We start from the raw sequence: 18662 nt of genomic DNA, 5'->3' as shown, positions 1-18662 counted from the left end.
AAGAACGAAAGAGGCTATCTTTTGGCAGAACCATCTTTGTAACCGTTAGGAGAGCAGCATGAAGCTAATGTCTGAATACGCCCGCAATATTATCGTCGGCGTTGTCTTTCAAAACCAGTGGAGCTGGTACATTACGGAGAGAGAATATTGGTTTTTGAATGTGGAAATGGAAGACCGCTTTGGCATCGAAGTGCTGGACGAAACCACGGCTGCGGAATTTTTCCGTCTTATCGCGGACTATCGGGTGTCTTCAACTGAGCTCTCTCAAATGCTCATAGATCTGCAGGACTCTTTTCAGCATCAAGATGAGGTTCTCGAGTTTGTTCCGGCGCTTTACGTCCATTTCGACGACCGTGTGCTGTATTCGCTGTTCCCGGAACCGATGTCCTTCGAGCATTATGTTCCCGAGGGCTGGGTTGGAGAATATCGCGATTTTCTGGAACGGGTGCCGGAATCGGAACGGTATTGGATGATCCAGGGGAAGAGCTTTTTTAGTACGATGTCGCAAAGGTAGCAGAGGAGGGAGCTTTTGATATACATTTTAGAGGAACCCCGCGGCAGAGCTTATCAGGGGTTGATTTCGATGGCATTCCGTGTGTGCGATCAATTTATCCTTGTCAAAAAGGATCAACTATCGCTAACGCCTGCAACGGAGGCGCTGGTCGAACGATTAAAGCCTGACGTCAAAGTGGTGAAAAAGCAGGACGCTTGGCCGGGAACCCAACTGTTCGGGCATTATACCGACGTATATTATTTTGAATGCAAGCCGCCATTGGAAAAGCTGGTCTTGGAGTCCGCTCATGGCCTATATGACTGGGTGTGGCCAGATTTGTTGGAGGATTTATGTTTTTTTAAAGGCAGTCAGCCCTGGCTCGTTAATATCGCTCATGAGCATGAGGCATGGATCAATACAGATGACGGGGAGGAAATTTTGCAGTTTAGAGAGATCGAAGGATTGATGTTGTACTAGCCCCAGAATTATCAAAGATAAAGGGGGATTCCATTGAAATATACTCAAAACAGCCGCTTTCAATCCCTGAATGATTATGTGCATCAGGTTCAAGATACGATCGGAGCTACGGCGGCGGCAGTCTACATGATCCATGAGGATGAAGTGGTGAATGAATGGTATGGCGGAAGGCATGGATCCGAACCGGATTCCCGGCCTGTAGATGAGAAAACCCAGTTCAACCTGGGCTCCATTCGCAAAACGTATTTGGGCTTTGCCATCAGCCTGCTGATCGAGCAGGGGGAAATTCACAGCATTGACGATGCGATCTGTCGTTATCTGGATAAGGACATCCCGCAAGCTGAAGAAGTGACGCTGAGGCACCTTCTTACCCATACCCACGGGTTAATGGAAATGGAGGGCAAGCTCGTGCGTGAATTTACTGCCGGCAGCGGTTGGGCCTATCGAAATACAGGCATCGCTCTGCTCACCGAATTGGTCCATCAATTAACAGGATATCCACTCAGTACATATATGCAAAGAAACGTATTCGACCTTTACGGGCTTCACGAAACAGGATGGAGAACGGAAAAGCGGGAAGAGCTGATTTATAACTATTATGAAGATCCGGACACCTGGGTTGGACCTAATGACAGCGCGGCGGGGGACCAGAGTAATTTATTCGCCAGTGCAAGGGATTTGGCACGCTGGGGTGCGATTCATATGAACAAAGGGAACATCAGAGGGGAGCAGCCGATTCCCCAAAGCGTGTTTGATCGCATCGTTTCGCCGCAAACCCCGCCTTCCTTGCCGAATCATGAACCGCTCAACGGATTCATTTGGTGGCTGCAGCGGGATACACCCTTGAACCAGCTAGGCGAACGGCTGCCAGGCGGAGCCTACCAAGTGCTTGGAATTACAGGATGTGCCTGCCTCGTCATACCGGAGTATCATACGGTGGTCGTTCGGATGTATAACCAGCTCGGTAATCCGGAAGGTTACGATTATTTAGCGGATATCCGGCAGTTCGGAAATATGGCGGGCGAATTGCTCAAATCATTTTAAAACACATTATGACAGGATGAACGGTATGTCGACGATACGAGAAGAAATGATCATATATGCCCCGATCGGCGTCTGCTTTGACGTCTCCCGAAATGTGGATGACCATTCCCGAACGGTATGGCCGCACACCAAAGAGCGGGTCGTCGCGGGAAGGATGAGCGGTTTGCTCGAGGCCGGGGACACGGTGGTGTTCGAAGCAAGGCATTTTGGGATTCGGCAGCGGCTGACCTCGAAGGTGGCCGAGATGGATAAGCCCTATTCTTTTACCGACAAGATGCAAAAGGGGGCCTTTCGCCATTTGACCCACCGCCATGAATTTGAGGAAATTGCCGAAGGAACGCTGGTCAGGGACATTCTCGATTTCAGTGCCCCGTTCGGATGGGTTGGGCGGGTGTTCGATGCGCTCGTGTTGGAAAAATACATGAGGGCCTTTATCCGCTACCGCCAGCGGACGCTCAAGGCACTCATCGAAAACGAAAACAACCCCAAGTCGTCGACTTGAGGCTGTTTTTGTTTCTGGCCGTCCGTGCATACGAGCGGCCGCTATACAGTGATTTATGGCAAAATGTTACCGGCTGCGCGGTAAATTTCGTACCATTCTTCGCGGGTCAAGGTCACATCGCTTGCTTTGATGCAGTCTTGCAGACGCTCAAGGTTCATTGTGCCAATTACCGGCTGCATGTTAGCCGGATGGCGGAGGAGCCACGCGATAGCGATGGTCGTATTGGTTACGCCGTATTTACCGGCAATTTCGTCGATCTTCTGGTTCAGTTCCGGGAATTTGTCGTTTCCAAGGAACACGCCTTCGAAGAAGCCGTATTGGAAAGGCGACCAAGGCTGAACCGTAATGTCGTTCAGTCTGCAGAAATCCAGGACGCTGCCGTCACGGTTTACGGCCGATTCATTTTCCATGTTCACGTTAATGCCGGCGGAAATCATGGTGGCGTTCGTGATGCTGAGCTGCAGCTGGTTGGCTACAATCGGCTGCTTCACGAATTTTTTCAGCAACTGGATCTGCATCGGGTTCTGGTTGGATACGCCGAAATGGCGCACTTTACCGGAGGATTCCAGCTGGTCGAACGCTTCCGCTACCTCTTCCGGTTCAACCAATGCATCCGGACGGTGCAGCAGCAGAACATCCAGGTAGTCGGTTTTCAGTCTTTTCAGAATACCGTCCACCGAATTCAGGATGTGCTCCTTGGAAAAGTCGAACATGCCCTTACGGATGCCGCATTTGGATTGAAGAATGATTTGCTCACGGACGTCGCTGTTCATCTGGATGGCATCTGCGAAAATTTCCTCGCAAGTACCGCCGCCATAGATATCGGCATGGTCAAAGAAATTGGCTCCTTGCTCCAGTGCCGTTTGTACGAAACGCTCCGCTTCGTTTTTGTCCAGGGAGTTGATGCGCATGCAGCCTACTGCAACTACAGGTACTTCCAAGCTGCTGCTGCCAAGCTTAATCGTTTTCATGAATCCTGTCCTCCGTATTCATATGGGTTTGGATGTTTCGACTCCAACACGAAAGTTCCGGCTTCCTGCTGAAGTTTTCCTCTACATAGATTGAACTAAAGCTCGTCCATTGTGCTCTCCTCATACGGAGTGCTTCCGCTTGAAAAGTGCATTATTCTTTAGTCCATTCTATATAGTAAGCGTGATCTAGTGATGAATAGTTTTGCAGACAGTCCCCTGTTTATAATGACACCGCGTGTGGCAGGATTCAAGTCTTTTTATGAGGATAATGGGAAGTTATGAGTTTATGGCGACAAACTGGTGGCAGGAAGAGAGCAGGGGATCCCTTGTTCAGTGACATTAAGTTGGGAGCTGTAGTTGAGAATAACTGGTTTCTTATATATAAAAGCAGCCGATCAAAAATGATCGGCCAGACAAAATAATATCTTATTTTGCTGCTAATGTTGAAGCTTGTTCTTCAGCTTCTTTATATGCTTTTTGTAATACTTCATTTCTGTCCAGGAATCCTGTTCCTTGAATGCGTACAGTTTCAAAATCTTCGATTCCCATTAAATAAAAGATGGACTTCAAAAATTTATTCGAGTACTCAAGTTCGGTATAAAAGTCATTATTGGTATAAACTGATCCACTGGCTTGGATTGTAACTACGCTTCTTCCATCGTCGAGAAGTCCGACGGATGCTCTTCCGTTACTCATTGGGGTTTCGATATATCTAAACGTTTCCCTTGCAATCATAACATTATCTATATAATCTTTTAGTTTTGAGGGGATACTAAAGTTATGCATTGGAAGCACAATGACGTACTTATTGGCACTTTTGAATTGTTTTAATATTTCACCCATACGATCTGTCACATTTTTTTCCTGACTTGTTAACTCCTTTCCTTCTGCTTGTTTCGCCCATGCGCTAAAAACAATTTTATCTAGCATGGGTACTTCAACGTCGTAAAGGTTGATTTGTTCAATGACTTCGTCATTGGAATGTCTCTCTTTGTATACTTTTAGAAAGTAATTAAATACATCCAGACTTGCAGAGGTTTTAGAATCAAAATCTGGGTGTGCATTGATGATCAGTAATTTACCCATGTATATTTCCTCCTAAAGTGAAAAGTTGTAATTATGGACTAATTTAATCGTCGATCAATATAATCGACGATTAACATAATCTATAATATATTTTCCACAAAGGCAAGTCAATGAATATACCCATGTAATTTATGTGAATTTACAAAACGTAATAAAGGCTACGCTCAAGAGGCATGGATAGGATTGGGCTAAGCTAACAGGGGCAGTGGAATGAAGATTAAACTTTAACCTGCTTTTTTGACTTCAAGACATAACGTTATTCAAATACTTGAACGGCGGTAAAGTACACACTCACTGAAATAAAGCGATTAGAACGTAAAGTTCGACTTGGAGGTCAATGGACTGGATGGTTATGGTTCATCGTAGGGGTAGTAATCGCGGCTTTCGGCGTGTTAGCTCCTTCTGTTACGACCGGCTGGCTGCAATACGTGGTTACTTTTGCAGTGCCTGTCCTAGATGAATTGATCCATGTACCGATACGATTATCCTATTATGGCAGCACTTGCTCCAGCGGAACGAGTTGACTTTAAATTTTTGCGTGACGCCATTGGGGTTAGTGACTCCCTTTTATCTAAACACCTTAGTGTCCTCGAAGAGGCAGGATATGTGAAGGTAATTAAGGGGTATGTGGGGAAAAGGCCAAGGACCTGGCTTGCAATCACAGAGACCGGGCAATCTGCGTTTAAAAATTACGTAGAGGTCTTACATCAAATTATTGACGTGGAACCAGCGCCAGCCCATAAGAAATAAATAACACTAGTCATGAAAAGAGTTATTTTAAGAAAAAGGAGCAGTTTGCCGGCGGCAATTGCTCCTTTTTTCATTTCAGTAATGGGCGTTATGCACGTGACCTTGCTCGATACCGCCGTGCTCTTTGGCTGGGGAGAAAATGAGAAGTTTTTCGGTCGAGCCGTTTTTAGGCCTTGGCTTCCTGCAGCTCCGCTATATGTGTCGTTGGACAAGGCTGCTCGGCCCACTCCCGCATGGCAGCAAAGATCGGCTGAAGGCGCCGGCCTTTATCCGTAAGCTCATATTCCACATGCAGCGGCACTTCTGAAAAAATGGTCCGTGTAACGATGTGATTCTCTTCCAGGAGGCGCAGCCGGTCGGTCAGCGTTTTCGGGCTGATGGGATGTAGTGACCGGCGCAGCTCCCCGAACCGTTTCATTCCGTTGAACAGGTCGCGGAGGATCAGAAGCGTCCATTTTCCCTCCAGCAACTCGATCACCGGGGTAATGGTATCCGGGCATTTGGGATCGATCATGACTAAACCCTCCTAGTTCATTTTTTGAAACTAGTGCACTTAAATGTAACTACTTTTCAAATGTACCACAGTCGTCTAATCTTAGGAAAGGGAACGGATTCCATAAAGTTCCGGTCCCGACCCATAATCGATTATCGGGCTTGCTGGATCCAAGTCTTGGAATATAACCATGGTGAAGATAGGAGAAATATGATGCAAAGACCCTTTGAGGTAAACGCTTCGGAATATCCGTTTCAGGATCATTGGCTGCCTTACCGCGACGGTGCGATTCATTATATTGATGAAGGCGAGGGGCCGGTTGTCGTGCTTCTGCACGGCAACCCCACATGGTCTTATTTGTACCGGAATGTGATCAAAGAGTTGAGCGGTCGATGCCGGCTGATCGCCCCGGATTACCCCGGCTTCGGGATGTCGAAGGCCCCTACGGGCTATGGCTATACACCCCAGGAGCATGCGGAAGCAGTGACGGCACTGATTCAGCAGCTGGACTTGCAAAATGTAGTCCTCGTCGTTCAGGATTGGGGCGGACCGGTTGGGCTCCATTATGCAGTGCATCACCCTGACAACGTACGCGGCATCGTCCTCATGAATACATGGGCATGGCCGGCCAAAATCTTGCCGATGAAGCTGTTTTCGATAGCCATGGGCGGCTGGCCGCTCGGATATTGGCTTCAGACCCGGCGGAACTTTTTTGCCCATACGATTGTACCCAGCGGAATTCACCATAAGGAGAAGGTCACGGCAGCCTTAAGGAAGGCGTATACCGATCCTTTTCCTACCCCGGCGCTTCGCAAACCGACCTGGGTGTTCCCCAGAAGCATCCGTAAAGCCGGGCCGTGGCTGGCTGAAATTGAATCCAGACTGCCTCTGCTGTCTGAGATTCCTGCGCAAATTTTGTGGGGACTGAAGGACAGCGCCGGTTTTCCGGTAGAGGAAATGCAGCGTTGGCAGGGCATTTTGCGAATGAACGAAACGGAGGCTTTGAGCGATGCTTCCCATTATGTGCAGGAGGACCGCCCGGACCGGGTAGCGGCATCCATCCGCAGAGTCCTGGAAAGAACAAGTGGCGCAGGGAAGCGGCCGAACATGATCAAATATGCAGAAACGAAACCAGGGAGGATATCTATATGAAAACAATTCTTTGGGCGGCGCTGTCCGCCAACGGAAACTATGCGCAGTCCGGGCCTGACAACCCGCCGAAGCCGGAGGCTCTGGCCGATTTTGCGGCTCATGCTGGACGATCGGGAAACTTTATCGTGGGGCGCAGAACCTTTGAAAGCATGCAGGCCAGCGGCGGTGGAGCAGCCTTTGCAGGGCTTGATATTGTGGTTGTCACCAAGAGTGTCAAGGAGATCGCGGGCGTGACGGTCGTAAGCTCTCCAGAAGAGGCGCTGCAGTATCTCGTAAGCCGGGGGCATTCCACCGCACTTTTGGCGGGAGGGGCCGAAATGCATAATGCTTTTCTGGGCAGCGGGCTTGTCGATGAGCTGGTGTTTAATGTGGCTCCGGTACTGGAAGGAAAAGGGTTGAACCTGGTCACGAACCGAGACGAGTATCAATTTAAAGACGTAGAACTGCTGAATTGTAAGCCGCTGGGATCCGGTGTGGTGCAGCTGCATTATGCGGTCACGGGTTAGTTATAGATGTTGGGTATGTGTAAAAATAAGCGGACAGTAAGGAAAGCTTCTTCCTGGTGCATCGGGAGGAAGCTTTCTCTCTTTGTAGTGACGATAGCTAAATAAGGATATATAAGTTGAACTAAAAGAGTTCGATGCAGGCAAGGGAGTACAATGATTTACTTGCCCCCATCATCAACTTATATAAGCAGTTTTTGTTTAAAATGGTGAGTCTGCGGCCTAAAATCCATGCTAAAATAGATCCACATCACAACGGGCATCGGAGAACGGAATATAAGTGAAAGCGCACATCCTGTGTTTACGGAAATTTTCTGGGGGAAGCGGGCGTATACCAGACGAATTATGTAGAATCGGCAGGCTTACTCACCTGAAAAAATTCATGTAGGGGGTATGAGGATGAATCAAAATCGTTCCATCGATTTGTACGGCTTACATTTATCACCGTCTATCATAAATGCGTTTGAGCACGTTAACGGTGCCCAGTTTCTGTTCCACCAAGACGGTTCCCGGGTCATTCAAAGTACCAATCCTCGCTTTATGGCGGAAATGCTCGAGTGTCTTCAGGTTCAGAAGGGAATGCGCGTCCTTGAAATCGGTACCGGGAGCGGATTCAATGCGGCACTGATCTCCAACTTGATCGGACCGGAAGGAACCTTGCATACGGTCGAGGTGGATCCGTCTGTTGCAAAACGTGCAAAGAAGAAGCTGGACAGTTCGGAAATCAGGAATGTAAAAGTCATCTGCGGAGACGGGTTTTACGGATTTCATCAGTCAATTCCATACGATAGAATTATAGCGGCAGCAAAGCCGCCGTTTCTTCCGCAGCCTTGGATCGACCAGTTAGGTATAGGCGGAATATTGGTTGCGCCGCTCGATCTTGAGGAGCTTGGTGACGCTTACGTGGTTGCTTTTAACAAAGTGTCGGAGCATTCACTAGTCAGTCTTAGTCTGATGAAAGGCAATTTTATGAGGATGGCGCCGTCCGTTGAGCAACTTGTTCTAAAGTCAGGCAAGCCGAATGTGGTCCTAACTGACTTCGACATAGATCGTTTACAAATCAGGGCTCGTCGGAATTCGAACCGAAAAAATACATGGATGGATCAAGCGAGCTTTGACGCCTGGGATTTCGAATACATCGGTTTGTAAACAAGCCGAAGGGGGAGCATTTATGTACAACCTGAGCCAATTCGTTTTACCGAACGGAACGCTAAGCGGAGAGGGACTGTGGAAGCGGGAGGCCCTGTACCAGGGGATGAACGGCAAATTCGTAGAACGGTTCTACCCGGATCGGCAGCACAGCTACATCTTCAAGCCGCTGACTAATGGGGAAAGCGTGGACCGGGAAGCCTGGATTTACCGGCATATGCTGTCCGGTTTTCCGGATATTTATCCGGCACTGCTCGCTTCTTCGGAGGAAGGCGCTGGAGAGGAGGGATGGTCGATTTTTGAAGACCTTGGCCCGCTTCGCCATGAGTATGATGTGGAAACCGCCATGAAAGTGGTACAGCAGATTGCCTGGTGGCATGCGCTGCCGGAGGAGCGTCGGGAAGGCTTGGGCGGAACGGGGCCGAAGCCGCAGATCGAGCAGATCGCCGCCGATCTCATGAACAGACGGGACGAGGCCGTAGCGGTCATGAACGAAATCGGCGAGCCGTGGGAGCTGGACGGCATGATACTCAGCTTTGCGGAGGGCCGGGCTCTACCGAAAATAAAGGTGGTATCCCACGGGGACCTGCATTTGGGCAACTATGCTGTTGCGGCTGACGGCCGCTTGTACATCATGGATTGGGAGCATGCCCACCTGAATACCCCGTTCTGGGACCTGTATCATCTCATCGATATGTCGCACCCCTTGTTTCCGAAACAGGTGGCCGCTGAAGATCGGGAAAAGCTCCTGACCTATTATGTAGCTCAGTCGGCGCTGTATGGAGTGGAGTGGGATCTGGGCGATTTTATCCGTGATTACTGCCGCTTCTCCACCGTGTTTTCCATTTGGATGCTGCTCCTGATTTCAGGCGACTTGAAACGGGGAGACAGCGTCTGGCCGCAGGACCGGCTGCTGGCTCAAAAGGAAGAAGCGATCGCCGGCTTGAAAGGATGCCTGACGAGCCTGTCGCTTGAGCGGGATTCTGCTTGATCCGCTGGCAGCCCCCCCAGCTATTTTTCCCGGGCACAGGGATCATTTCACTACGTGCATCTTTATTGAATCAACGTGAGTATCACCTCGACCGAATGATCGACAAAGGAACGCTCCGGGCGGGCTTTCATCATCACCGTCAGACCGATCAAGGAGACGACCAGGGTCTGCGCCAGGGACCTGGCGTCCACACCGGTGTGCAGCTCGCCTGAACGGAGCCCCCGCTCGATCGCCTCTTGAAAAATCGCCCCCAAATACATCTCATGCTCCCGTGTCAAAATCTCGAATTTTTCGTCATGCGGAGCCATTTCCACCATCGTATTAATGCAGAAGCACCCGCGGTTCTGCGGGTCGGCATAAGACTCCTCGACAATCCCCTCAAAATAACGTCTGAAGGCTTCCTTGACGGACTCGCCGTGCAGAAGCCGGGATCTGGCCTGCGCCGCATGTGCGGCGGTATATTTCCGCAGAGCCGCTTCAAACAGCTCCTTCTTATCCCCGAACGCGGAGTAAATGCTTGGGCGCTGAATGCCCATTCCCGCCGTCAGATCGCTTAAAGACGTGGCCTCATAGCCTTTACTCCAAAATATATGCATGGCGTCTTCCAGCGCCTGATCCACATCGAATTCACGCTGCCTAACCATTTTCGGGCACCTCATTTCATATCGATCGGTATGTTTATATTGTAGGAGATTCATCCCTTCCTGTCAATTCGGTCAGCCAAGATCTATGATCGGATTTGCTTATAATTATTTTGTTTTATCTTTAAAATTCAGACCCATTAACAATTTCAATCCACGAACCTCTTGACAGCACTTCGCTCGAGAAGGTAAGGTAAGCACAAATCATTATATACTGATCGGTATGTTATGATAATTGGAAATCCGGGAGGGGTTTGTTGTGAACAAACTACAGGAAACCGAATCGATGGTAACCGGAGAAAGGTCGGGTCCTGAAAAAGAGGAAGAGACGGTCTCAGCTCCAGTTGCACTGGCTGCATCTGTGCAGCCGATAACCCGCTGGAGTGCGCTGCTGTTTGCCGCGGCGTGCGGCTTGGCCGTCGCCAACGTCTATTACGCCCAGCCGCTGCTGGATTCATTGGCGGCACAGTTCGGGATTTCGCATTCGTCGGTCGGGATGGTCATTACCGTTACGCAGATTTGCTATGCCATAGGTTTGATGCTGCTCGTTCCGCTGGGAGATTTGTTGAACCGCCGCAGGTTAATTCCGGGCATGATGCTGATATCCGTGGCTGCACTGGTCGTCGTAGGTACGGCGACTAACCGGGGCATTCTGCTTGGAGGGATGGCGGTCGTCGGGCTTTTGGCCGTGGTCACGCAGGTGCTGGTTGCATATGCCGCGACGCTGGCGGCCCCCGAATCACGAGGGCGGATCGTCGGCGTGGTCACGAGTGGGGTGGTCATCGGGATTCTATTGGCCCGAACATTCGCCGGCCTGCTAACGGATGCCGCCGGCTGGCGCTCCGTCTACCTGGCGTCTGCGGGTCTGATGCTGATCGTGGCCTGCATTCTGCTAAAGATGCTGCCGGGAAAGGACCCGGAGAAGGCTTCGCTGAACTATCCCCAACTGCTTCGGTCGGTGCTGGGTCTGTACGTGCAGGAGCGGATCCTGCGTGTTCGCGCCGTGCTGGCGCTGCTTATTTTTATGGCGTTCAGCATATTGTGGACCTCGCTGGTGCTGCCGCTCAGCAGTCCGCCGCTCTCCCTGTCGCACACCGCGATCGGGGCGTTCGGACTTGCCGGGGCCGCCGGGGCCCTCTCGGCGGCAAGAGCCGGACGGCTGGCCGACCGGGGGCTGGGACAGCGTACCACAGGTGTCGCCTTGGCACTGCTGCTCGTTTCATGGCTTCCGATCCGATATACGGAGCATTCCCTGCTGTCCTTGATTCTGGGCATCCTTCTGCTCGATATGGCGGTGCAGGCCGTCCATGTGACGAACCAGAGCATGATTTTCAGCGTACGCCCGGAATCCCGCAGCCGATTGACCGCGGCTTACATGACGTTTTATTCGATCGGCAGCGCTACGGGCTCCATCGCCTCGACAAGCACTTATGCCCGATTCGGCTGGGATGGTGTGTGCATGCTCGGGGCAGGCGTCAGTGCGCTTGCGCTTTTATTCTGGGCATGGACCCGGCGAAGCGGGGAAAAGGAAGGGTGAGGTCCTACTAAGCACCAAGCAGTTAGGCGCAAACGACATTGCCGCAGTACTCGCATTCTTTTTCCTGCTCTGCGCCCAGAAACACCCTTGCTCCGCAGCCGGGACATTCGACCGTTTTCGGGGAGGACGGATGGCCGGAACCGGGGGGCTCAAATCCCGAAGGGCTTCCTTCGATGCGTCCATGACCGGTTTCATCAGAGGAGGAGTCCCCGTCTTCATACTCTTCATCGTACTCATCGTTAAAGTAATCGTCGAAGGCCTGCTGATGGATGTAGACGGTTCCATTGATGATTCTGCCTTCCGGGAGGAGTCCTTCCTCAAACATAAACGTCAAATCCCGAGTGACATCGGCGGGGGATGTCTGTGAAAGGCTGCGAATCTGCTCAACGGAGGTCATAGCTATGTACTTCACTCCTATACTGACACGGTTCGCCTATATTCCATAACATCCCATGGAAAAAGGTGCTAATTGACTACTATTGTGTACGATATTAGCCCTATGTAGGGGTCAAAAGTTGGAAAAAATCAATTTGAACCAGGAAATTTCGTATAGAAATTCGAAATGTACTTTATAAGAGATCAACAAGTTGAGGAGGAATACATTTGAAACTGGGTCTGCTGGTCATTGATATGCAGAAGCATCTGCTGAACGGGTACGTGGATCAACAAACGATTGACGGAGCCTGCGAATATATAAATTACACCGCCGGTCTGCTGCGCTCGAAGGGCCATCCGGTCATCCATATCAAAGATGTGGAGGGCGCGGAGGACGTCAATGAGGACGGAATCGGATTTATTCCAGGGATCCAGATGGAGCCCGGCGATACGGTGGTTTATAAAACCTTTTCCAATGCGTTCTGGAAAACGGAACTGGAATCCATCCTTGCGGAAAAGGGCGTCGATCTTCTGGTGGTGTCCGGTTTTGCCGCGGAATACTGCGTCCTGTTCACCTATAACGGTGCACTGGAAAGAGGGTTCCGTGCAGCCATTCTGCAAAGGGGAATTGTGAGCACGAAGCCGGGCGCGGTGCAGGACATTTACCGGGACCGGCATCTCATTTCGTATCCTGTCATCGAGGCACTGGTGGAATTGGGCTAAGTCGGAAAAATAGAATGAAGACCCGCACGGAGGAAGCGATCCCCGCGGCGGGTCTTTTGTTTTCAATTCAGGGTGTCTCTTATTCGGAGAGATCCACCCTTTTTGCCGGCACTGCCTTGGAACCAACCCTTTTATGTGCTTGAAAACGAGCCACGAACCATTGAACGACGATGAGCGCGACAGTGACCCCCATCAAGCCGTAAATGGCAAACGAAAATGGACCTGCGGCATCATGGACCAGGCCGATGAGAAAAGGCCCTGCGGCCCCGATCAAGTAACCGGCGGATTGCGTCATGGCTGCCCATGATGCGGCCTCTTGACTGGTTGCAGCTGCGTCCATCGGGAGGAGTAGGCCCAGCGCAAATAAGGTCCCGCAGGCCAGGCCGATCAAGGCCGCGGCCAGCCAGGGCAAAGGCGAGAACAGCAGGATCAGACCAGCCAGCTGCGTAATCGATGATACCCATAGCCACAGCAGGCGGGAAGGGAAGCGCCTCAGCAGCCGCTGCAGGATCGTCCCGGCCGGAATCTGCGTGATGGCAAAGATGGTGAGCATGGCAGCTGCTTCCGACGAGGTGTACCCCAGGCTTTGCATCACGGGCGGCAGCCAGGCGAGGAGGGAATAGAAGCAGGCTGCCATAAGGCCGAAGTGCAGGGTGAGCAGCCATGCTTTGGGGTTCCGCCAAGGCAGTCCGGCAGTTGGGGCATCGCTAACCTTTCGCGGACCGGAACGGTTCCTCCGGTGCATGGTCCACCAGACGGCGGCGCCGGCCGCCCCGAGTGCCGACCATATCGCTAAGGCGGTTTGCCACGATTGGGAATCTGCCTGCAAGGGCAGGGATAAGCTCGAAGCCAGCGCAGCCCCAAGCGACAAGCCGGCCGAGTAGACGGCGATCATTGCAGGGACGCTGCTCGGAAAATGCTGCTTAATAAATCCGGACAGCAGGGGGCCCATGGCTGCAATGCCAAGCCCTGAAATCAGGGCGGTCAACAGCAATACTCCGGCTGAGTGGACGAACAGCCGCAGGACCGTTCCAAATCCGATGAGGACAAGGGACCAGCGAATCACGCGTTCGGTCCCCACACGTCCGGCCAGCTTGGCCGAGACCGGTGATAACAATCCCATGCACAGCACGGGGATGGATGTCAGCAGGCTTGCCGCTGCGGACGACATGCCCAGGTCGTCCCGAATGAGCGCGAGCAGCGGGGATACGGAGCTGATGGCTGGGCGCAGATTCAGGGCGGCCAGAAAGAGAGCGGCGGTCATGAGGCTGCCAGGGGTTGGTTTTGAAGACCGATACATAGGCGTCACCTTCCTTCCATTCATTGCAAAATCCATCCTATCATGCTAGATTGGCTGTAATAAGCACCAATCTGGAGCGGTTTTGATCATACCAATTTGAAGAGGAAGGGAGTAAGGCGTATTGGTACAGGACTCTACAGGGGTGCAGGCAGCGGACACCAAAACAAGACAAATCTATTCCTTGCTCAGGGAGCGGATCTTCCAGGGTCAATATTTCGCGGGGATGCGCCTGCCGTCGAGCCGGGAGCTGGCGCAGGAACTCGGCGTGTCACGAACGCTGGTCGTCAGCGTATATGAGCAGCTGGTAGCGGAGGGGTATTTGGAAGGGCGGCTCGGATCGGGGACGTATGTGGTCGATTTGGAAAACAGGAAGCCAGCAAGCTTCGAGCCATCGGATCAGAACCCTCATTTCTCCCGGAAGCAGCCTGATGACGGTTATGGTTTCGACGGAGTCGATTTCCGCCCGAGCTTTCCGTCGATGGAGCATGTTCCGCGCAAAAAGTGGCGCGAGGTCGCCTATAAGGTATATGACCAGCTGGACGACCGGGAATACGGGTATGCCGGTCCCGCAGGGCACTGGGGGCTGCGCATTCAGATATGCGAAATGCTGCTCCATACGAAGGGCATCGTATGCGATCCCGAGCAGGTCGTGGTTACGGCCGGTGCGACGCAGGCGATCACGCTGGTATGCAAGCTGCTGCTGCAGCCGGGAGAGACGGTCATCTCGGAGGACCCGACATCCACGTTTATCCATGGGATTTTTCAGACGGCCGGCGCGGACATCGTACCGGTTCCGGTGGATGCCCATGGGCTGCGGGTTCAGGATATTCCCGTTCAGGCCCATCCCCGCCTTGTTTTTGTGACGCCGTCGCATCAGTTTCCGTTCGGCAGCATTTTATCTATCGGACGGCGGATGGAACTGCTGGAGTATGCGCGTTATACCGGTTGCTACATCATTGAGGACGATTATGACAGCGAGTTTCGTTACGCGGGCTTGCCGGTCCATGCGTTAAGGGAGCTGGATGCCGTGCGGGTGATCTACATCGGCACCTTCAGCAAAAATTTGTTCCCGGCGCTTCGCATCGGCTATATGGTTTTGCCGCGGGACTTGGTCGCGTCCATGGAAGGGGTCAAGCGGCTTATGGATATGCATACGCCTACGCTGGATCAGGCCATCCTGGCACGGTTTATCGCGGATCAGCATTTGCAGCGCCATGTCACCCGCATGAAGCGGCTATACAGCCGGAGAAGAAAGCTGCTGATCCGCAGTCTGGGCGAAACGTTCGGGAACACGGTTCAAGTGAGCGGCGACGCTGCGGGACTGCATTTGATCGCAGGATTTTCAGGTCATGTTTTTGACGAGGAGCGGGTCAAAGCGCTGGCGGAAAGGGGTGTACGGATTTATCCGGCCGAAACGTATGCCATCGTGAAGGGGCGGTTCGAGGACCGGCTGATTATGGGATTCGGCGATGTAGCCGAGCAGCAGATTCCAGAGGGGGTCCGGCGAATTGCAGGGGGGCTGAGGGAACAGGGGGAAAAGTGAAAAAGCCCGGGAATGACCATAAGGTCGTTCCGGGCTTTTTTTGTAAGGCGTGAGGATCTCTAATCTCGCCAGAAAAGCTTCGCCTAGATGCTTTCCGCGAATTGCACCACTTCTTCCGGCTCGGCGCGCGTCCGGTAATCCGGGTCCACGCTGGCATAACGGACCACGCCCTGCGGATCGATGACGTAAGTGGCGGGCACGGGAAGCTCCCACGAATCGTCACCGTTGAATTGGTCCAGGGGAAAACCAAGTGACCGGTACACCTGCTGCACGTCTTCCGCCAGACGGAAGGTCAACCTGTATTTCTCCGCCACCTTGTTGTGCAGGTCGCTCAGAACATGATAACCGAGTCCGTTCTTTTCCTGCATAGACAAGGAGTGGTCCGGCGTCTGGGGACTGATGGCGAGCAGCCGGGCTCCAGCTTCATGAATGCGGTCCAACATCCGCTGGTAGGCCCTTAATTCCAAATTGCAGAACGGGCACCACTCTCCGCGGTAAAAGGTCAGAATGACCGGACCGTGCGCAAATTCTTCAGATAACGTAACGGGGTCACCTGCCTGATTGCTTAACGTAAAATCGGGCGCGTCATCTCCAGCCTTCAGGCCGCGTGCGGCACCGGATATGCGTAAGTCCTCGATGGAGCGCTCGAACGCTTCGGTAACGGCTGCGGGCAGCACTTCCAGGCCGTGCCGGGTTGTGGCCGCCAGTTCGTCATTCAGCTTCAATTGGGGTGAATCGGACATGTCTTCACTCTCCCTTGTCGGATATGCGCTCATCATATCGTGATCAGGGAATGAAGCACTACCAGTGGGCGGAGCCGGATGCTGGTTGGCGGGATTTTTTGTGAGGCGTTACGCTTTCCGAATCAGCGTACCCGGGTTCATGCCGTACTTCCCGCGGAACGCCTCGGCGAAATAACTGGGATTGGAATAACCTACCGACACGGATACGTCGATAACGCTGGCATGGGGCTCTTGAAGCAGGCGGTATGCCGTTTCCAGCCGGGCCTCCCTCAGATATCCGAACACGGTGCTGCCGTACCGGTCCTTAAAGCCGGTCTTCAGCTTGAATTCGTTCAGGCCGATGAGGCGGGAGAGCTCCGATAAGGACGGCGGATGGCTCATTTTATCCAGTATGATTTCCCTCGCCCGTTCCAGCTTGGACAGATCCGTTCTGGATAGACCGGAGGGCCTCTGCTCCCTGTCAAGGAGTATCGAACGGAACGCATGGGACAGCAGCTCCAGAATCCGGCACTCCATTTCTAAGCTCAGCGAGTCCGGCCGGGCGGAGGCTTCCATCATCTGCTGCAGGAGGTGGCCCGAAGCGGGATCATAGGCTTCCTGGAACACCCGGTATGGCAGCGTCCCGATAATCTGATGAAAATCCACGGCCCGCGTCCCCTCGGCATTTTCCATGAAATGATGGAAGGCGGTGACGGGAATGGCGATGCTCATCATTTGAAACGGCTGATGTTTGGTAAAAGGCATGCGGGCTTCCGCCGGGTTGGCAAACTGGAGGCTCCAGCTCCCCGGCTTCATTTCGAACTCCCTGCCGGACACCTCAACTCTCCGATAGCCTTGAACACAGCAGCTCAGCTCGACCATAGGCACCTGGGTGTGCAGGGCTACAGTATAGTCATCGTTCAAACGAAAATCGACTGCCGCCACCCCTAGATCCTGGCGGGGAGCCAGGCGCTGCACCGATCCTTCTCCCATCCATGAATGAAGATTCATGCGTTCGTAGCGGCGCCCTGATGAACCATGCATCTGCAAACCATCAAAGAACTGCCTAAAATTGTGGTGAACGTCAGGCAATGCCATTTCCTTTGCACCCATTTCCTGTATATTTTTGATACCATTATACGGCTATAGCGTTGGGATCTCTATATGGTGGATGGTACAGAGACGGGGAGAACAACGTAATAACACATGGACGGCAGGGGAGAGGGATGAAAACGATGGAGAAGCGGATTCGGAAGTTACTCGCCGAAATCAGGGAGCAAGTTGGGTATGACCGGGCTGAGCCGCTTGAGAAGGGATTTTCGGACGCGCGGAAATTTGTGTTGTATCAGGCGGATACCCCGGTGTACCTGCTGCGGGTACATGAAGGAAGGGCGTATGCCAGACAACGTTTGGAGTTCGAGCTGCTCCGGAAGCACGAAGCGAATCAGGTGCGCTGCTCCAAGCCGCTGATGGCCGGGCTGGCTGGGTATCTTGACCTCTGCTATTTATTCTTGCTGACCTACATCCCTGGCGTTAGCGGGGAAGAAGATTTGTCCGGATTAACCCCGGAGACTCAGCTTCAGCAGGGGGCGGCGGCTGGAAGAGAATTGAGGAAGATCCATCAGGTCATCCCTGATGTCCCCATCGAATGGGCGGCACGGCGTGCAGAGAAATACAGGCAGAAAAAGGAGTAGGTTCGGGAAATGGGCCTTCGCTTCCATCGGCAGAACGATTTGGAGAGCTATATCGACGATCACCTGGAGCTGCTTAAAAACAGTCCGGTAACCTTCCAGCATGACGATTTTCACCCATCCAACCTGATCTTTCAGAACCATCGGTTTGCCGGTGTGATCGACTTCGGCCGGTTTGACTGGGGAGACCCGTGGGAGGATTTTTTTAAACTGCCGAAGTATACCTGCATGGTCAGCCCGTATTTTGCCAAGGGCCAGGTCCATGGATATTTCCAAGATGGCATTCCGGATGACTTTTGGCCGAAATACAATCTGTTTGTGGCGCTGAACCAGCACGCGACCTTGATCGGGGGCATCCAACATGATAGAGTGCAGGAAATGCTGGAAAAGATCGAGCGGACGATCGACACGCATGATTTTCAAAACGGGGGGCCGCCGGCATGGTACCGCCTGCAATAAGGAGGACGGGGCGGTCCTCTCCGTCAAGGAAGTATCTACACATATAATTTTCTAAAGGAA

20 protein-coding genes and 1 pseudogene are annotated in these 18662 nt (G+C 52.4%); 13 read left to right on the top strand and 8 right to left on the bottom strand.

Annotated features, from left to right (window positions below; all coding sequences use genetic code 11):
- The first annotated feature begins 58 nt into the window (after positions 1 to 58).
- From FHS19_RS20305 to FHS19_RS20290, 4 genes are read left to right on the top strand one after another with little or no spacing between them, the layout of a single operon-like run.
- On the top strand, positions 59 to 514 hold the full coding sequence (locus tag FHS19_RS20305) for a hypothetical protein (protein ID WP_183583625.1): 456 nt from the start codon (positions 59 to 61) through the stop codon (positions 512 to 514).
- Positions 515 to 529: 15 nt separating this feature from the next.
- The gene (locus FHS19_RS20300; protein ID WP_183583624.1) at positions 530 to 970 is read left to right on the top strand and encodes a hypothetical protein; all 441 of its coding nucleotides are present in this window, start codon (positions 530 to 532) and stop codon (positions 968 to 970) included.
- 33 nt (positions 971 to 1003) lie between these two features.
- Positions 1004 to 2014 carry a serine hydrolase domain-containing protein gene (locus FHS19_RS20295; protein ID WP_183583623.1) on the top strand — a complete coding sequence of 337 codons (1011 nt, stop codon included), beginning with the start codon at positions 1004 to 1006 and terminating at the stop codon, positions 2012 to 2014.
- A 25-nt stretch (positions 2015 to 2039) separates the two neighbouring features.
- The gene (locus tag FHS19_RS20290) at positions 2040 to 2516 is read left to right on the top strand and encodes an SRPBCC family protein (RefSeq protein ID WP_183583622.1); all 477 of its coding nucleotides are present in this window, start codon (positions 2040 to 2042) and stop codon (positions 2514 to 2516) included.
- Positions 2517 to 2569: 53 nt separating this feature from the next.
- Here FHS19_RS20290 and FHS19_RS20285 read toward each other — a convergent pair whose 3' ends face one another.
- Both FHS19_RS20285 and FHS19_RS20280 read right to left on the bottom strand, forming a co-directional pair.
- A complete protein-coding gene (locus FHS19_RS20285; RefSeq protein ID WP_183583621.1) occupies positions 2570 to 3487 on the bottom strand; it encodes an aldo/keto reductase in 918 nt (305 codons plus the stop codon).
- Between the two features lie 426 nt (positions 3488 to 3913).
- Positions 3914 to 4573: an FMN-dependent NADH-azoreductase gene (locus tag FHS19_RS20280; RefSeq protein WP_183583620.1), complete on the bottom strand. Its 660-nt coding sequence runs from the start codon at positions 4571 to 4573 to the stop codon at positions 3914 to 3916.
- 468 nt (positions 4574 to 5041) lie between these two features.
- On the opposite strand from FHS19_RS20280, the gene FHS19_RS35740 reads away from it, so the two are divergent.
- Positions 5042 to 5323 carry a winged helix-turn-helix domain-containing protein gene (locus tag FHS19_RS35740; protein ID WP_204797549.1) on the top strand — a complete coding sequence of 94 codons (282 nt, stop codon included), beginning with the start codon at positions 5042 to 5044 and terminating at the stop codon, positions 5321 to 5323.
- Positions 5324 to 5489: 166 nt separating this feature from the next.
- Here FHS19_RS35740 and FHS19_RS20270 read toward each other — a convergent pair whose 3' ends face one another.
- Positions 5490 to 5837: a winged helix-turn-helix transcriptional regulator gene (locus tag FHS19_RS20270; RefSeq protein ID WP_183583619.1), complete on the bottom strand. Its 348-nt coding sequence runs from the start codon at positions 5835 to 5837 to the stop codon at positions 5490 to 5492.
- Positions 5838 to 6026: 189 nt separating this feature from the next.
- Here FHS19_RS20270 and FHS19_RS20265 point away from each other — a divergent pair, with 189 nt between their 5' ends.
- From FHS19_RS20265 to FHS19_RS20250, 4 genes are all read left to right on the top strand, one after another.
- Positions 6027 to 6968, top strand: coding sequence for an alpha/beta fold hydrolase (locus FHS19_RS20265; RefSeq protein WP_246426696.1), 942 nt, complete (start codon positions 6027 to 6029; stop codon positions 6966 to 6968).
- Positions 6965 to 7474 (top strand): dihydrofolate reductase family protein, encoded by a 510-nt coding sequence (locus FHS19_RS20260; RefSeq protein WP_183583618.1) that lies wholly within the window; start codon positions 6965 to 6967, stop codon positions 7472 to 7474. Before FHS19_RS20265 ends, FHS19_RS20260 begins: the two co-directional genes overlap by 4 nt.
- A gap of 396 nt (positions 7475 to 7870) precedes the next feature.
- Entirely contained in the window at positions 7871 to 8620 is a 750-nt protein-coding gene (locus FHS19_RS20255; RefSeq protein ID WP_183583617.1) for a protein-L-isoaspartate O-methyltransferase family protein, read from the top strand.
- Between the two features lie 22 nt (positions 8621 to 8642).
- Positions 8643 to 9611, top strand: a complete 969-nt coding sequence (locus FHS19_RS20250; protein ID WP_183583616.1) for a phosphotransferase family protein — start codon at positions 8643 to 8645, stop codon at positions 9609 to 9611.
- Positions 9612 to 9673: 62 nt separating this feature from the next.
- Here the strand turns inward: FHS19_RS20250 and FHS19_RS20245 are convergent, their stop codons facing one another.
- Positions 9674 to 10255 (bottom strand): TetR/AcrR family transcriptional regulator, encoded by a 582-nt coding sequence (locus FHS19_RS20245; RefSeq protein WP_183583615.1) that lies wholly within the window; start codon positions 10253 to 10255, stop codon positions 9674 to 9676.
- A gap of 283 nt (positions 10256 to 10538) precedes the next feature.
- Here FHS19_RS20245 and FHS19_RS20240 point away from each other — a divergent pair, with 283 nt between their 5' ends.
- Positions 10539 to 11789, top strand: a complete 1251-nt coding sequence (locus tag FHS19_RS20240; RefSeq protein WP_183583965.1) for an MFS transporter — start codon at positions 10539 to 10541, stop codon at positions 11787 to 11789.
- Between the two features lie 22 nt (positions 11790 to 11811).
- Here the strand turns inward: FHS19_RS20240 and FHS19_RS20235 are convergent, their stop codons facing one another.
- Positions 11812 to 12186: a hypothetical protein gene (locus FHS19_RS20235; protein WP_183583614.1), complete on the bottom strand. Its 375-nt coding sequence runs from the start codon at positions 12184 to 12186 to the stop codon at positions 11812 to 11814.
- Positions 12187 to 12392: 206 nt separating this feature from the next.
- On the opposite strand from FHS19_RS20235, the gene FHS19_RS20230 reads away from it, so the two are divergent.
- Positions 12393 to 12887, top strand: a complete 495-nt coding sequence (locus tag FHS19_RS20230) for a cysteine hydrolase family protein (protein ID WP_183583613.1) — start codon at positions 12393 to 12395, stop codon at positions 12885 to 12887.
- A 79-nt stretch (positions 12888 to 12966) separates the two neighbouring features.
- On the opposite strand, the gene FHS19_RS20225 is transcribed toward FHS19_RS20230, so the two are convergent.
- On the bottom strand, positions 12967 to 14187 hold the full coding sequence (locus tag FHS19_RS20225; protein WP_183583612.1) for an MFS transporter: 1221 nt from the start codon (positions 14185 to 14187) through the stop codon (positions 12967 to 12969).
- Positions 14188 to 14308: 121 nt separating this feature from the next.
- On the opposite strand from FHS19_RS20225, the gene pdxR reads away from it, so the two are divergent.
- Positions 14309 to 15730, top strand: coding sequence for a MocR-like pyridoxine biosynthesis transcription factor PdxR (gene pdxR, locus FHS19_RS20220; RefSeq protein WP_183583611.1), 1422 nt, complete (start codon positions 14309 to 14311; stop codon positions 15728 to 15730).
- 83 nt (positions 15731 to 15813) lie between these two features.
- Here the strand turns inward: pdxR and FHS19_RS20215 are convergent, their stop codons facing one another.
- Together FHS19_RS20215 and FHS19_RS20210 are read right to left on the bottom strand one after the other, a co-directional pair.
- On the bottom strand, positions 15814 to 16473 hold the full coding sequence (locus tag FHS19_RS20215) for a peroxiredoxin-like family protein (RefSeq protein WP_183583610.1): 660 nt from the start codon (positions 16471 to 16473) through the stop codon (positions 15814 to 15816).
- A gap of 108 nt (positions 16474 to 16581) precedes the next feature.
- Positions 16582 to 17463, bottom strand: coding sequence for a helix-turn-helix transcriptional regulator (locus FHS19_RS20210; protein ID WP_246426695.1), 882 nt, complete (start codon positions 17461 to 17463; stop codon positions 16582 to 16584).
- 215 nt (positions 17464 to 17678) lie between these two features.
- On the opposite strand from FHS19_RS20210, the pseudogene FHS19_RS35000 reads away from it, so the two are divergent.
- Positions 17679 to 18602 (top strand): annotated as a pseudogene (locus tag FHS19_RS35000) (aminoglycoside phosphotransferase family protein).
- The last annotated feature ends 60 nt before the right edge of the window (positions 18603 to 18662 follow it).

Origin of the sequence: Paenibacillus rhizosphaerae, assembly GCF_014192015.1 — a bacterium.
In the GTDB taxonomy this organism is placed as follows: Bacteria; Bacillota; Bacilli; order Paenibacillales; family Paenibacillaceae; genus Paenibacillus_AQ; species Paenibacillus_AQ rhizosphaerae.
Note: the sequence above shows the minus strand (reverse complement) of the source record. Positions and strands in the feature narration are given on the sequence as shown.

Bases quoted from the DNA above. Each gene is read 5' to 3' on its own strand.
- FHS19_RS20210 (WP_246426695.1), bottom strand. From the start codon at position 17,463: ATGAATCTTCATTCATGGATGGGAGAAGGATCGGTGCAGCGCCTGGCT.
- FHS19_RS20265 (WP_246426696.1), top strand. From the start codon at position 6,027: ATGATGCAAAGACCCTTTGAGGTAAACGCTTCGGAATATCCGTTTCAG.
- FHS19_RS20255 (WP_183583617.1), top strand. From the start codon at position 7,871: ATGAATCAAAATCGTTCCATCGATTTGTACGGCTTACATTTATCACCG.
- FHS19_RS20280 (WP_183583620.1), bottom strand. From the start codon at position 4,573: ATGGGTAAATTACTGATCATCAATGCACACCCAGATTTTGATTCTAAA.
- FHS19_RS20305 (WP_183583625.1), top strand. From the start codon at position 59: ATGAAGCTAATGTCTGAATACGCCCGCAATATTATCGTCGGCGTTGTC.
- FHS19_RS35740 (WP_204797549.1), top strand. From the start codon at position 5,042: ATGTACCGATACGATTATCCTATTATGGCAGCACTTGCTCCAGCGGAA.
- FHS19_RS20260 (WP_183583618.1), top strand. From the start codon at position 6,965: ATGAAAACAATTCTTTGGGCGGCGCTGTCCGCCAACGGAAACTATGCG.
- FHS19_RS20270 (WP_183583619.1), bottom strand. From the start codon at position 5,837: ATGATCGATCCCAAATGCCCGGATACCATTACCCCGGTGATCGAGTTG.
- FHS19_RS20215 (WP_183583610.1), bottom strand. From the start codon at position 16,473: ATGTCCGATTCACCCCAATTGAAGCTGAATGACGAACTGGCGGCCACA.
- FHS19_RS20235 (WP_183583614.1), bottom strand. From the start codon at position 12,186: ATGACCTCCGTTGAGCAGATTCGCAGCCTTTCACAGACATCCCCCGCC.
- FHS19_RS20285 (WP_183583621.1), bottom strand. From the start codon at position 3,487: ATGAAAACGATTAAGCTTGGCAGCAGCAGCTTGGAAGTACCTGTAGTT.
- FHS19_RS20245 (WP_183583615.1), bottom strand. From the start codon at position 10,255: ATGGTTAGGCAGCGTGAATTCGATGTGGATCAGGCGCTGGAAGACGCC.
- FHS19_RS20225 (WP_183583612.1), bottom strand. From the start codon at position 14,187: ATGTATCGGTCTTCAAAACCAACCCCTGGCAGCCTCATGACCGCCGCT.
- FHS19_RS20250 (WP_183583616.1), top strand. From the start codon at position 8,643: ATGTACAACCTGAGCCAATTCGTTTTACCGAACGGAACGCTAAGCGGA.
- FHS19_RS20240 (WP_183583965.1), top strand. From the start codon at position 10,539: ATGGTAACCGGAGAAAGGTCGGGTCCTGAAAAAGAGGAAGAGACGGTC.
- FHS19_RS20290 (WP_183583622.1), top strand. From the start codon at position 2,040: ATGTCGACGATACGAGAAGAAATGATCATATATGCCCCGATCGGCGTC.